At 55.5% G+C, this 13,178-nt stretch carries 13 protein-coding genes and 1 tRNA gene; 12 read left to right on the top strand and 2 right to left on the bottom strand.

Annotated elements, in window-relative coordinates:
* The first annotated feature begins 30 nt into the window (after positions 1-30).
* The 10 genes from GFH31_RS10325 to rpiB all read left to right on the top strand — a co-directional run bounded on the left by GFH31_RS10325 (position 31) and on the right by rpiB (position 9,948).
* A complete protein-coding gene (locus GFH31_RS10325) occupies positions 31-2,109 on the top strand; it encodes a glycoside hydrolase family 36 protein (protein WP_153497886.1) in 2,079 nt (692 codons plus the stop codon).
* A 260-nt stretch (positions 2,110-2,369) separates the two neighbouring features.
* Positions 2,370-3,221: an ATP phosphoribosyltransferase gene (gene hisG / locus GFH31_RS10320; RefSeq protein WP_055202117.1), complete on the top strand. Its 852-nt coding sequence runs from the start codon at positions 2,370-2,372 to the stop codon at positions 3,219-3,221.
* Entirely contained in the window at positions 3,221-4,504 is a 1,284-nt protein-coding gene (gene hisD / locus GFH31_RS10315) for a histidinol dehydrogenase (protein ID WP_153497885.1), read from the top strand. Before hisG ends, hisD begins: the two co-directional genes overlap by 1 nt.
* Before the next feature lie 92 nt (positions 4,505-4,596).
* Complete coding sequence (gene hisC / locus GFH31_RS10310) at positions 4,597-5,619, top strand: histidinol-phosphate transaminase (protein WP_055203472.1); 1,023 nt, start codon at positions 4,597-4,599, stop codon at positions 5,617-5,619.
* Positions 5,620-5,621: 2 nt separating this feature from the next.
* Entirely contained in the window at positions 5,622-6,746 is a 1,125-nt protein-coding gene (gene hisB, locus GFH31_RS10305) for a bifunctional histidinol-phosphatase/imidazoleglycerol-phosphate dehydratase HisB (RefSeq protein ID WP_055202121.1), read from the top strand.
* Positions 6,743-7,324 (top strand): imidazole glycerol phosphate synthase subunit HisH, encoded by a 582-nt coding sequence (gene hisH, locus GFH31_RS10300; protein ID WP_055202123.1) that lies wholly within the window; start codon positions 6,743-6,745, stop codon positions 7,322-7,324. Before hisB ends, hisH begins: the two co-directional genes overlap by 4 nt.
* Positions 7,321-8,076: a 1-(5-phosphoribosyl)-5-[(5-phosphoribosylamino)methylideneamino]imidazole-4-carboxamide isomerase gene (hisA, locus tag GFH31_RS10295; protein WP_101571380.1), complete on the top strand. Its 756-nt coding sequence runs from the start codon at positions 7,321-7,323 to the stop codon at positions 8,074-8,076. The genes hisH and hisA overlap by 4 nt, the downstream gene beginning before the upstream one ends.
* Positions 8,070-8,825 carry an imidazole glycerol phosphate synthase subunit HisF gene (hisF, locus tag GFH31_RS10290; RefSeq protein ID WP_055202127.1) on the top strand — a complete coding sequence of 252 codons (756 nt, stop codon included), beginning with the start codon at positions 8,070-8,072 and terminating at the stop codon, positions 8,823-8,825. The genes hisA and hisF overlap by 7 nt, the downstream gene beginning before the upstream one ends.
* Entirely contained in the window at positions 8,822-9,424 is a 603-nt protein-coding gene (hisIE, locus tag GFH31_RS10285) for a bifunctional phosphoribosyl-AMP cyclohydrolase/phosphoribosyl-ATP diphosphatase HisIE (protein ID WP_118457664.1), read from the top strand. Before hisF ends, hisIE begins: the two co-directional genes overlap by 4 nt.
* Positions 9,425-9,483: 59 nt before the next feature.
* Positions 9,484-9,948, top strand: coding sequence for a ribose 5-phosphate isomerase B (gene rpiB / locus GFH31_RS10280; protein ID WP_101571382.1), 465 nt, complete (start codon positions 9,484-9,486; stop codon positions 9,946-9,948).
* 84 nt (positions 9,949-10,032) lie between these two features.
* Here rpiB and GFH31_RS10275 read toward each other — a convergent pair whose 3' ends face one another.
* Positions 10,033-10,254, bottom strand: coding sequence for a hypothetical protein (locus tag GFH31_RS10275; protein WP_145996507.1), 222 nt, complete (start codon positions 10,252-10,254; stop codon positions 10,033-10,035).
* Here GFH31_RS10275 and GFH31_RS10270 point away from each other — a divergent pair.
* Positions 10,228-10,300: transfer RNA gene (locus GFH31_RS10270), tRNA-Gly, on the top strand. The genes GFH31_RS10275 and GFH31_RS10270 overlap by 27 nt on opposite strands.
* Before the next feature lie 201 nt (positions 10,301-10,501).
* Complete coding sequence (locus GFH31_RS10265) at positions 10,502-11,695, top strand: site-specific integrase (RefSeq protein ID WP_153497883.1); 1,194 nt, start codon at positions 10,502-10,504, stop codon at positions 11,693-11,695.
* A gap of 51 nt (positions 11,696-11,746) precedes the next feature.
* Here GFH31_RS10265 and GFH31_RS10260 read toward each other — a convergent pair whose 3' ends face one another.
* Positions 11,747-12,673, bottom strand: coding sequence for a BT4734/BF3469 family protein (locus tag GFH31_RS10260; RefSeq protein WP_153497882.1), 927 nt, complete (start codon positions 12,671-12,673; stop codon positions 11,747-11,749).
* Positions 12,674-13,178: the final 505 nt, after the last annotated feature.

The following is a 13,178-nucleotide window of genomic DNA, read 5'->3' as shown; positions in this document are numbered from 1 at the left end:
ACGCCGCACTCTAACTTCAAACGATAAAACATGACTATCTCTACGCTGATTAGGACCGCCGTCCTGCTACCGGCTTTGACAGCCGTACTACTGGCAACGCCTCCTTGCATACAGGCGCAGGTCAAACAACGGATCGCCGTTCCGGAAGACGCCGGCCGGTGGATTACGACTGCGTTTGCCAAAGGAAAAGTTCCGCCGTTTTCGTTCGTTTACGGAGGAAAACCGTCGGCCGAATTCATCCGCAAATGGAAGCATACGATGCAAAAAGAGCAAAGCGACGATCCGCAGGTGGTCAAATACCGGATCTCGTACCTCGACCCGGCGACCGGACTGCGGGCCGACTGCCATGCGACCGGGTTCCGCGAATTCAATGCAGTGGAGTGGGTAATGAATTTCACGAACACGTCCGCTGAAAACAGCGATACGCTGGAACAGGTAAAAGTAGTAGATTATACGATGGAAGCCGCAGCAGACGGGGATTTCAAGTTGTTGCACGCCGAAGGCAGCTACGGATCGCGGGCCGATTTCCGTCCGATCCTAACCGAACTCGGCGCAGGGGATTCGATCCGGATGGCTCCGGAAAACGGCCGGTCTTCCGACCGCACCGCCTTCCCGTTCTTCAACCTCGAATCGCCGGATAAAAAAGGAGTGGTCGTCGGCATCGGCTGGACGGGCGGCTGGTACGCTACCCTGTCGCGAAGCGGCAAAGCCGCTACGCTGAACTCCGGTATGGAAAAAATGAAGCTATACCTCCGCCCCGGCGAATCGATCCGCACGCCGCGGATCTGTATGCTGTTCTGGCAGGGCGACGACCCGATGGACGGCAACAACCGTTTCCGCCGCTTCATGCTGGCGCACCACACCCGCAAAATCGACGGCAAATTCGCCGAATACCCGCTTTCGGCGGGATTCGACTGGGGCGATCCGGCCCCGTGCAACGAGTACGGCTGCCTGACCGAAGAGTTCGCCGTCGCGCTGATCAACCGCTACAAACAGTTCGGCATCGTGCCGGAAGTGTTCTGGCTCGATGCGGGCTGGTACGAAGGTTCTGGCGGGCCGGATTTCTCCGGCGGCAACTGGTCGACCTGCGTCGGCAACTGGATTATCGACAGCACCCGTTTCCCGCGCGGACTCAAACCGCTGTCCGACGCGGCGCACCGGGTCGGGGCGAAGTTCATGGTCTGGTTCGAACCGGAACGCGCGATCGTCAACAGTTGGCTCGCAAAGACGCACCCCGAATGGATGCTCTCGTCCTCCGATAAAAATCCGGTGCAATTGTTCGACCTCGGCAACCGGGAAGCCTGCGCCTGGCTGAGCAAATACATCGGCGACCTGCTCGAACAGAACGGGATCGACTACTACCGGCAGGACTTCAACATGGGCATCAGCCCGTACTGGGAAGCCAACGACGAACCGGGCCGCACCGGTATGAAGGAGATCCGTCACGTCGAAGGGCTTTATAAATTCTGGGATTACCTGCTCGACCGCTTCCCCTGCCTGATGATCGACAACTGCGCGGCCGGCGGCCGGCGGCTCGACCTCGAAACGATGAGCCGCAGCGCGCCGCTGTGGCGCACCGACTACCGGTACGGCGAGGTAAACGGCTACCAGTGCCACACTTACGGGCTGAACTTCTTCCTGCCGCTGCACGGCACCGGCATTTACGGCACCGACGACTACAATTTCCGGTCGAGCCTCAGCAGCGCGATGGTCATCAACTGGGAGATCACCAGCATCCGCGGCTCGATTCCCGACATGCAGCGGGTGATCGCCGAATACAAGGAACTGCGTCCCTACTTCTACGAAGATTATTATCCGCTGACCGGACTCGGCGACCTGACCGGCGACGACGTATGGCTGGCCTATCAACTGAACAAACCGTCGGACGGCACGGGCATCGTCGTTGCGTTCCGGCGCAAAGACAACCCGCAAGATTCGACTGTCGTGAAACTGAGGGGACTCGATCCGCAACAGGTTTACAGCGTGCAGAACGGCAACGACGGCAAAATCGCCGCAAAAACCGGAAAGGAACTCGCCGACGGACTGACGCTCGAAATCGGCGAAGCGCCGGGATCGCTGCTGCTGAAATACAGCCCTGCGGGAAAATAGAGCTTTACCGGCAGCGAAATCTTCGAAAAATGTTTTGTTTCTTAAAATTTTAAGCTAACTTTGCGGCATAAAAGAACGGAATATGTCACAGTTTAACCACATTCACGTGCATCATCATCACCTACGTCCGTCACGGTAGGCAACAGCGTGTTTGTATGAACTGAAACCGATATTCAATCACACGAAAGAGGCTTACCCGATTACGGAAGCCTCTTTTTTATATCGTTCAATCCGGTACGAAACAACTAAAAAACGAAAATATGTTACGAATTGCCATTCAGGCCAAAGGCCGACTCAACGAAGAGAGCGTGGAACTGCTCGCCGAAGCGGGCGTATCGATCGAAGAAAGCAAACGTAAGCTGCTGACGCGCTGCGACGATTTTCCGCTCGAAGTGCTGTACCTGCGCGACGACGACATTCCGCAGGCCGTTTCGATGGGCGTCGCCGACGTCGGGATCGTCGGTCTCAACGAAGTGGAAGAGAAAGGGTTCGACGTGAAAATCGCCCACAAGCTCGGATTCGGCAAATGCCGCATTTCGCTCGCCATCCCGAAAGCCGACGCGTACGACGGGATCGGCTATTTCAACGGCAAACGGGTGGCGACGTCCTACCCCGTCATCCTGTCGCGTTTTTTCAAGGAAAACGGGATCAACGCGGAGATCCACGAGATCGCCGGCTCGGTCGAGATTGCTCCGTCGGTCGGGATGGCCGACGCCATCTTCGATATCGTCAGCTCCGGCGGCACGCTGGTGACCAACGGGCTGAAGGAGGTCGAAAAAGTGCTCTTCTCGGAAGCGGTGATGATCTCCAACCAATCGTTGTCGGAAGAGAAACGTCAGATCCTGTCGCAATTGCTGTTCCGCATCGAATCGGTCGAGCGCAGCCGCGGCATGAAGTACGTGCTGCTGAACCTGCCGCACGAAAAAATCGACGAGGCGATCCGCATCCTGCCGGGCATGAAGAGTCCGACGATCCTTCCGCTGGCTCAGGAAGGCTGGAGTTCGATCCATGTCGTGATCAACGAACGCGAGTTGTGGAGCAAAATCGAACAGCTCAAGACGATCGGCGCAGAAGACATCCTCGTTCTCTCACTCGAAAAAATGATCTTGTAATGGAAATCCTGGTAAATCCCGACCCGCGCGAATGGGGGCCGCTGCTCAGCCGCCCGCAGATCGACCGTTCGGTGATCGGACAGCGGGTAGCCGATATCCTCGCCTCGGTGAAAGCCGGAGGCGACAAAGCGCTGTTCGAACTGACGCGGCAGATCGACGGGATCGAACTGAAATCGGTCATCGTCACGCCGGACGAGATCGGACAGGCAACGGAGAACGTTTCTCCGGAACTGAAAGCCGCCATCGCGACTGCCGCCCGCAACATCGAAGCGTTCCACGCGGCGCAGCGTCCGCAACCGGTCGAACTGGAAACGATGCCGGGCGTCAAGTGCATACAGCGCGCCGTGCCGATCCAGCGCGTCGGGCTCTATATCCCCGGAGGTTCCGCCCCGTTATTCTCGACCGTGTTGATGCTGGCGATCCCGGCGCGCGTAGCCGGCTGCAAAGAAATCGTTCTCTGCACCCCGCCCGATAAAAACGGCGACATCGCCCCGGCGATCCTCTATGCCGCCTCGCTGGCCGGCGTAGACCGTATTTTCAAAGCGGGGGGGGCGCAGGCGATCGCGGCGATGGCTTACGGCACCGAAAGCATCCCGAAAACGGATAAGATCTTCGGCCCGGGCAACCAGTACGTCACCGTCGCCAAACAGCAGGTCAGCACCTCGACCGTGGCGATCGACATGCCGGCCGGCCCGTCCGAAGTGCTGGTAATGGCCGATTCGGGCGCCGTGCCCGCTTTCGTGGCTTCCGATCTGCTGTCGCAGGCCGAGCACGGAAGCGACTCGCAGGCGATTCTGCTGACGCCGTCGCGCGGTTTTGCCGAACAGGTGGTCCGCGAAGTGGAACGACAACTGGCCGAACTGCCGCGCCGCGACATCGCGACCCGGGCGCTGGACAACAGCCGCATCGTCGTGATGGACAGCGAGGACGACCTGATCGCATTCAGCAACGCCTACGGCCCGGAACACCTGATCATCTCGATGGAAAATCCGTGGAAAATCGCCGAAAGAATCACCGCAGCCGGAAGCGTCTTCATCGGAAACTATACTCCCGAAAGCGCGGGCGACTACGCATCGGGCACAAACCATACGCTGCCGACCTACGGCTGGGCGCACGCTTACAGCGGCGTGAACCTCGACAGCTTCCTACGCAAGATCACCTACCAGGAGATCACGACCGACGGACTCCGCGGCATAGGGAACGTCATCGAAACGATGGCGGGGGCCGAAGGGCTCGACGCGCACAAAAATGCGGTGACGATCCGGCTGAAAAGCCTCGGGTAAACGACGCCGCGAAAAACGCCCGGCAGGCCGCGACCGGTTGCGGAAACGCCTGCCGCACACACAGTAGCGAAAACAAGACAAAGACACGAACGATGGATATCCGCGAACTACTCAGAGAAAACATACGCACGCTGGCCCCCTACTCGACCGCGCGGGACGAATACCAGGGCGAATTGGGCATCTACCTCGACGCCAACGAAAACCCGTACGACAACAACTACAACCGCTACCCCGACCCGCATCAGAAAAACCTGAAACGGAGGCTGGCGGAAATCAAGGGCGTACCGGTCGAAAAGATCTTCATCGGCAACGGTTCGGACGAACCGATCGACCTGGTGTTCCGGTTGTTCTGCGAACCCCGGCGGCACAATGCGGTGTCGATCGCCCCGACTTACGGCATGTACAAGGTGGCGGCGGCGATCAACGACGTGCAGATGCGCGAGGTGCAGTTGGAGCCCGGTTTCACGCTGGATGCGGAAAAGTTGTTGGCGGCGGCCGACGAGAACACCCGACTGCTGTTCCTCTGCTCGCCGAACAACCCGTCGGGCAACTGTTTTCCGAAAAAAGAGATCGAAAAGGTCATCCGCCGTTTCAACGGCATCGTGATCCTCGACGAAGCGTATATCGACTTCGCCGGCCAGCCGGGCTTCCTGTCCGAACTGGACGAATACCCGAACCTCGTCATCCTGCAAACGCTGTCGAAAGCATGGGGCATGGCGGGCCTCCGGCTCGGGTTGGCTTTCGCACAACCGCTGATCGTCGATACGCTGAGCCGCGTGAAATATCCGTACAACATCAACGTCGTGACGCAAAAAATCGTCCTCGAACAGTTGCGGAAATCCCCCGACGCGCAGATCGCCGAAATCGTTTCGGAACGCGGACGCGTGCTGGAAGGACTCGCGAAAAACCCCGTCATCCGGAAAATCCACCCGACGGACGCCAACTTCGTACTGGTCGAAGTGGACGAACCGCGCACAATATACGACCGCCTGATCGGGGCGGGCATCATCGTTCGCGACCGCTCGCGGATCAAAGGATGCGAAGGCTGCCTGCGGATCACGATCGGCACGCCGGAAGAGAACGACCGGCTGCTCGAAACCCTGAAAAAACTGTAACGATGAAACGCGTACTTTTCATAGACCGCGACGGAACCCTGATCAAGGAACCGCCGGTCGATTACCAGGTCGATTCGTTCGAAAAACTGGAATTTATGCCCGGGGCGATCACGGCCATGAGCCGCATCGCTACGCTCGGTTACGAGCTGGCGATGGCCACGAACCAAGACGGATTGGGAACGGCGAGTTTCCCCGAAGCGACGTTCTGGCCGGCGCACAACCTGATGCTCAAAACGTTCGAAGGCGAGGGCGTTCGCTTCGACGACATCCTGATCGACCGTTCGATGCCCGCCGACAACGCCCCGACGCGCAAACCGCTGACCGGGATGTTCGGCAAATATCTCGGCGGAGACTACGACCTGAAAAATTCGCTGGTCATCGGCGACCGCACGACCGACATCGAATTGGCCCGAAATCTCGGCGCAAAGGGAATCTTGTTGCAGCCCGTCGAAGCGGGACGCGCGATATTGGCCGAAAGGGGCCTTGCGGAGCACTGCGTGCTGATCACCGACGACTGGAACCGCGTCTGGCAATTCCTGCGCGCCGGCGAACGCACCGCCGAAATCGCCCGTAAGACGCGCGAGACGGATATCCGCGTGGCGATCGACCTGGACGGCAGCGGGTCGTCGCACATCGACACCGGACTGAAATTTTTCGATCACATGCTCGAACAGATCGTGCACCATGCCGGAGTATCGCTGATCGTCGAGGTCAAAGGCGACCTTGAAGTGGACGAACACCATACGATCGAAGATACGGCCATCGTGCTCGGCGAAGCGGTTTACCAGGCGCTCGGATCGAAACTCGGCATCGAACGCTACGGTTTCTGCCTGCCGATGGACGAATGCCGGGCCAGCGTGCTGATCGACTTCGGCGGCCGGATCGACTTCGACTGGAACGTCCCGTTCCGCCGCGAGCGCATCGGCGACGTGCCGACCGAAATGTTCCGCCATTTCTTCAAGAGCTTCGCCGACGCCGCGCGCTGCAACCTGCACATCGCGGCCGAAGGCGAAAACGAGCACCACAAAATCGAGGGCGTGTTCAAGGCCTTCTCTCGCGCGCTGCGGATGGCCATCGCCCGCAACGGCTTCAAATTTGAATTGCCAAGCAGTAAAGGAGTATTATGATAGCAGTAATCGACTATGACACCGGCAACCTGCGTTCCGTCGCCAACGCGCTCGGACGACTGGGAGCCGAATACCGGATCACCGCGTCGCCGGACGAGATCCGTTCGGCCGAACGGGTATTGCTGCCCGGCGTCGGCGAAGCTTCGACCGCGATGGAAAAACTGCGCGAACGCGGACTGGTCGAGACGATCCGTTCGCTCACGCAGCCCGTACTGGGTATCTGCATCGGCGTACAGTTGCTGTGCCGCCGCAGCGAGGAGGGCGATGCCGAGTGCATCGGAATTTTCGACAACGAAGTGCGTAAATTCACGGCCGAAGGGCTCAAAGTACCGCACATGGGATGGAACAGCATCGGGAACCTGCGTTCGCCGCTGCTGGACGGCATCGCCGAAGGTTCGTACGTCTACTACGTGCACTCGTACGCCCCGACCGTCAACGGTGACACGATCGCCACGACCGTTTACGGCGAAACGTTCAGCGGCGCGATCAACCGCGGCAACTTCTTCGGGACGCAGTTTCATCCGGAAAAAAGCGCCTCGGTCGGCGAACGCATCCTACAAAACTTTTTAACGCTATGATTGAAATTATCCCGGCAATAGACCTGATCGGCGGCCAGTGCGTCCGGCTGACGCAGGGCGACTACGACCGCCGTACCACCTATTACAAAGACCCGCTCGACGCGGCTCGACGCTACGAGGACTGCGGCATCCGGCGGCTGCACCTGGTCGATCTGGACGGGGCCAAGGCCGCGCACCCGGTCAACCTGAACGTGCTCGAACGGATCACCGTTTCGACCTCGCTGCAAGTGCAATACGGCGGCGGCATCAAAAACGCCGAAGCCCTGCGCGACGTATTCGGCAGTGGGGCCGCCCGCGCGATCTGCGGCAGCATCGCCGTCACGCAGCCCGATGCGTTCCGCGAGTGGCTGGCCGAATTCGGCTCCGCGAAAATGATCCTCGGCGCAGATACCCGCGACGGACGGATCGCGATCAACGGCTGGCTCGAAGCCGCTACGGTGGGAGTCGAAGAACTGATCGGATCGTTCCGCGACGCAGGACTGTCACAGGTGATCTGCACCGACATCGCCAAGGACGGTATGCTTTCAGGCCCGTCCGTCCCGCTGTATCTGCAACTCCAAAAAACGTTTCCGGAGATCGACATTACGGTCAGCGGCGGCATCAGCTCATGGGAAGACATCGAAGAACTCGATCGGAACGGACTGCGCAGCGTCGTCGTCGGCAAGGCGATCTACGAAGGACGGATCCGTTTCGAACAGCTCGAAAAATACATGCTTACAGTACGAACCGACAAAAAACAACAACGGTGTTAGCGAAGAGAATCATCCCCTGCCTGGATATCAAGGACGGGCAGACGGTCAAGGGAATCAATTTCCTCGAACTGCGCGGCGTCGGCGACCCGGTCGAACTGGGACGCAGGTATGCCGAAGAGGGAGCCGACGAACTGGTTTACCTCGACATCAGCGCGTCGATGGAAGGGCGCAGGACTTTTGCCGAACTGGTGACGCGCATCGCCGCGAACATCAACATCCCGTTCACGGTCGGCGGCGGCATCGCGTCGGTCGAAGACGCCGGACGGCTGCTGACCGCCGGGGCCGACAAAGTGACCGTCAACAGCGCGGCCGTCAATAACCCCGATCTGATCAGCGATATCGCGTCGAAATACGGCAACCAGTTCGTCGTCGTGGCGATCGACGCCAAACAGATCGACGGCCGGTGGCGCGTGACCACGCACGGCGGACACCGGCTGTCGGACAAGGAACTGTTTTCGTGGGCCGCCGAAGCGCAGCGGCGCGGGGCCGGCGAGATTTTATTCACGTCAATGGACCACGACGGCACGAAAAACGGCTACCCGTGCGAAACCTACGCTCGGCTATCACAAATGCTGTCGATCCCGGTGATCGCTTCGGGCGGAGCCGGAACCGCGCAGCACATCGCCGACGTATTGACCGAAGGGCGTGCCGACGCCGCCCTTGCCGCCAGTATTTTCCATTATGGGGAGATCCCGATCCCCCGCCTGAAACAGGAGTTGAACAAACTGCATATACCTGTCAGATTATGATAAAATTCAGTGAATTGAACACAACCAAGCGTTGTGAGGGACTGGTTCCCGCAATCATCCAGGACGACAATACGCGCCAAGTCCTGATGCTGGGCTACATGAATGAGGAAGCCTACGACAAAACCGTGGCCGAAGGTCGCGTGACCTTTTTCAGCCGCGCGAAAAACCGTCTGTGGACGAAAGGCGAAACCAGCGGTAACTTCCTGAACGTCAAAAGCATCGTCAAAGACTGCGACGACGACACGCTGTTGATCCGCGTCGTACCGGTCGGCCCGGTTTGTCACAAGGGAACGAAAACCTGTTTCGGCGGACGCGAAAACGAAGGATTCATCGGCGAGCTGCAAAGCGTAATCCAGCAGCGCCACCGCGAAATGCCGGAAGGTTCGTACACCACGAAACTGTTCACCAAAGGCGTTAAGAAGATCGCACAGAAAGTAGGCGAAGAAGCGGTCGAAACCGTCATCGAGGCAGTAGCGAACAACAATACGGACGTGGTTTACGAAGCATCCGACCTGATCTACCACCTGCTCGTACTGCTCGAAAACCAAGGCCTGTCGATCGCCGACCTGGAAGAAGAACTGGCCGAACGACACAAGTAGGCATAGAAAATGCGGGGCTTTTCATTATCTTTACAAACCGAAACGCTAAAACTAAAACTATGGACAATAAAAAAATCGGAATAGCCAGCGACCATGCCGGCTACCAACTCAAAGAATTCGTAATCGGTTACCTCGACTCGAAAGGCTACGACGTGTACGATTTCGGCACCAACTCGGAAGAGAGCTGCGATTATCCGGACTATGCCCACCCGCTGGCCGAGGCCATCGAAAAAGGGGAACTGCCGCGCGGTATCGCGATGTGCGGTAGCGCCAACGGCATCACGATGACGCTGAACAAACATCAGGGAATCCGAGCCGCCCTTTGCTGGGAACCCGAAATCGCATCGTTGGCACGCCGCCACAACAACGCCAACGTCTGCACCATGCCGGCGCGGTTCATCAGCACCGACACGGCCCGCGAAATCGTCGATATTTTCCTGAACACCGAATTCGAAGGAGGCCGCCATCAGGCTCGTATCGATAAGATTCCGTTGAAAAACTGCGGCTGCGGAGAGAAAAAATAATTTTCGAACCGAAGACGAACGCCGGCGGATTTCCGCACGACGACCGAATGCGCGAAGGCAGGGCACAAAACCCTGCCTTTCATTTCATCCCTCAAAAATTTTCGGCATAAAATCGGTAAAAACCGCAATTTTTTTTTCGTAATAATTTGTAAAATTAAATTTTAATCGTACTTTTGCATCACCAAAACGAAGCGCTTCACCAGCAGAGAAAGGGGAAGAGGGAGCACGAAGAAAGAGATTTGCAGAGATAGAAAGGAGAAGAGTTCGTTTTATTATTTTGCGGAAATAGCTCAGTTGGTAGAGCACAACCTTGCCAAGGTTGGGGTCGCGAGTTCGAGTCTCGTTTTCCGCTCAGGAAGGCAGTCTGAAAAGATTGCCTTTTTTTGTTGTTTGTCAGTATGTTGCACAGATGTCGCAACCTACTATCGTTCCCATCGGACAATCGGCAAGACGAACGGGAAACACCGAAAAAGGCCGTTTTTACCGGAAATGTTTTACAGAATGTTTTACACAAAAACGCTGAAACGGTCGTTTGCACAACACGCAAACAACCATGAACATCAAGGTAGTATGTCGCAAAGACGCCATGAACGGCCAGGGACGTGTCCCGTTGGTCATCCGTTTCACACATCGACGCAGAATCAAAACGGTCTCTACGGGCCTCGTCGTCGATCCGACCGATTGGGACGAGCAGGCGCAACGCCTGAAGTGCGATCGTGCGGATTGCAGCGAAACGCAATACGAATTAGACCGCATTCTGAACGACTACCGAAAGAAAATCAGACGCCTCGAAGCGTTGGAAATAGACGTGAATTTCGAAACGCTATTCGAACCCGTACAAAAACGCATCCATTGTACCGTGGATGACTATTTCGGAAGAACGATCGAACGAATGGAATCCGTCGATCAATACGGAACCGCTTCGAAATACCGCATCACACGCTCCCTGCTCCGTCGTTTTCATCCGCAGGAACTCCGTTTCGAAGATATCACACTTCCGTTTCTGCGGGATTTCGAACTGTTCTTGAGACAAAAGGGGAATCGGGACAACAGCATCGCCACTAAATTCAGCGTACTGAGAGCCGTTTACAACCGAGCTTCGGAAGAAAAGATCTTTTCCTCCGAAGATAATCCGTTCATTCGTTTCAAACTCGGCCGCCTATGGACTTCAACCCGAAAACGAGCCATCTCGAAAACGGACATACATCGTCTGATGACGCTTGACCTATCCGATCGCGCAGAGTTCGCACGAGACATATTTCTGTTTTCCTATTTTATGGCCGGTATCAATTTTTGCGATATCGCCGGTCTGAGACATTCGAACATCCGAAACGGACGCCTCGTGTACGCTCGGCATAAGACCCGTAAAGAGATGAATTGCAGGATCAATAGCGAAGCGGAAACGATCATCGAAAAATACGCAAACACGCGAATAACCGACAATTACATATTTCCCATTTTAAATCCGACCGTTCACAAAACGGAGCGACAACGAAAAGACCGCATCAAAAAAGTATTGAAATCGGTAAACGGAGAACTTCGGAAAATAGGGGACGAATTGGGTTTGGTCTTTCCCTTGACCACATACGTAGCCAGACACTCGTACGCTTCGGTATTGAAACATGCGGGCGTCGATGTATCTCTGATTTCGGAATCGTTAGGACATGCCGACCTGACGACGACGCAGATCTATCTGGATTCGTTCGGAAACGACCGAATAGACGAAGCGATGACGCATTTGGTATAAAAATTCGAGAAAAAGGGAGAGCATACGACTTCCGTATGCCCTTCCTTACTTTTATCGGAGACCATAACGTTCCGCTATCGATACGATTTTATCGAACGAGGAACGATAACCGCCTTGCAGAATTTTGAAGAACTGTTTTTCACACTCTTCGTGATCGTATCTCGGATAAAAAACCGAAATACGATGGAACAACGATATACCGTCCGCTCCGAACAATGTAGCGACGACACATCCGACAGTGAACCAGTCGCAATACGAGGCGGTAATATCGATATGTTTCGTCTCGATCTTTTCTAACAAATCACGAAACCGTTGTTTCGCCGTCTTCGGAGGCTCCAAAACTGCCTTGATCCGGGACAAATCCGTGGGTCGTAACAGAAGTTGTGCAGGAGTCGGCACCTCTACTTGCTGCACCTCTTTCGTTTTTACATTCGGACTGTGAACAGTAGGGCAAACAGATTGAATACGAGCCGTTTTTTCAGAGTTTTCAAATACTTTTTCATACGATTTCGCTCCGAAATTCACATATGCAGAGGCATCGTGAGAGAATCCGCGCAAACGTGTTACGTCTTTACAGGCCGCATCGAGTACGATACCTACTTCCCGAAAATCGCGTTCCAAAGCAAGAAAGTGCTGAAGATGTCGTTTCCCGTCTGCAATCGGCACGAGACAAAACAGACCTCGTCCACTTGCAGACAATCCGGCATACAGAATATGTTCGGGATTCGGCAAACAGAGTTTCAATGCATCCCAATCCGATACTTCCGGATTATCTCCGGCATCTATATCCAAACATATCAGACCGGAATGGGCGATCAACGCATCGATCCTTCGAACTTCGAACAATCCGCTCGGTGTCACGGCCGGTAAACGCGCCTTGATAGCATTGCGTGTCTCTTTGTCATCCGTTTCACGTACAAGGTTCAGTAACTGCAATAATTCATAAGGCGGTTTCAACAACCATTGAAGAATATCCACTTCTCCGATCGGACGAGGTTCGGTAAAACTTTTAAAGAGCGAGACCCTCGGAGGGATTTCCTTTAAATTAATGTAACAGTTCGATAAATCGGGCTGTTACATTTTTTATTGGAGGACGAGGTAACGAAAAGGCAACGGTTCTATTTTCCGTCTTTTGCGTTTGGGTTCACGACTTCAAATAACTGAGGCTAAGGTAATAAAATATCTCATCAAACGTAAATGTCGAGAGGTTTTTATTTGTTTTTCTGTTTTCGATCCTACGGTACATTACTTCTCCATTCCCGCCAATATTCGAATAATCATATTTATTCCGATTAAGAACCCCGAAAAGTTAAAAAATAGAGAGGCAAGTATAAATCTTGCCTCTCTGGCCATTCCGGGAAAAACGATAAGACGTTCCCGCATCTTATCGTCATTTTGTTTCGGGATTTCCGGAATTAAAAACATAGCGGGACAACATTTTCTATAGAAGATATTTGCAATGGTTCCCTGTAGGATATGTTAA

The sequence above is a fragment of the Alistipes sp. dk3624 genome, assembly GCF_009557455.1.
GTDB lineage: Bacteria > Bacteroidota > Bacteroidia > Bacteroidales > Rikenellaceae > Alistipes_A > Alistipes_A hominis.
The sequence above is the reverse complement of the archived record's forward strand: the minus strand, read 5'-3'. Positions and strand labels throughout refer to the sequence as shown.

What these genes read in the sequence shown, in the direction of transcription:
- hisC (WP_055203472.1), top strand. Translation starts at nt 4,597, where the DNA reads ATGGATATCCGCGAACTACTCAGAGAAAACATACGCACGCTGGCCCCC.
- hisD (WP_153497885.1), top strand. Translation starts at nt 3,221, where the DNA reads ATGGAAATCCTGGTAAATCCCGACCCGCGCGAATGGGGGCCGCTGCTC.
- hisB (WP_055202121.1), top strand. Translation starts at nt 5,622, where the DNA reads ATGAAACGCGTACTTTTCATAGACCGCGACGGAACCCTGATCAAGGAA.
- hisIE (WP_118457664.1), top strand. Translation starts at nt 8,822, where the DNA reads ATGATAAAATTCAGTGAATTGAACACAACCAAGCGTTGTGAGGGACTG.
- hisH (WP_055202123.1), top strand. Translation starts at nt 6,743, where the DNA reads ATGATAGCAGTAATCGACTATGACACCGGCAACCTGCGTTCCGTCGCC.
- rpiB (WP_101571382.1), top strand. Translation starts at nt 9,484, where the DNA reads ATGGACAATAAAAAAATCGGAATAGCCAGCGACCATGCCGGCTACCAA.
- hisA (WP_101571380.1), top strand. Translation starts at nt 7,321, where the DNA reads ATGATTGAAATTATCCCGGCAATAGACCTGATCGGCGGCCAGTGCGTC.
- GFH31_RS10325 (WP_153497886.1), top strand. Translation starts at nt 31, where the DNA reads ATGACTATCTCTACGCTGATTAGGACCGCCGTCCTGCTACCGGCTTTG.
- hisG (WP_055202117.1), top strand. Translation starts at nt 2,370, where the DNA reads ATGTTACGAATTGCCATTCAGGCCAAAGGCCGACTCAACGAAGAGAGC.
- GFH31_RS10265 (WP_153497883.1), top strand. Translation starts at nt 10,502, where the DNA reads ATGAACATCAAGGTAGTATGTCGCAAAGACGCCATGAACGGCCAGGGA.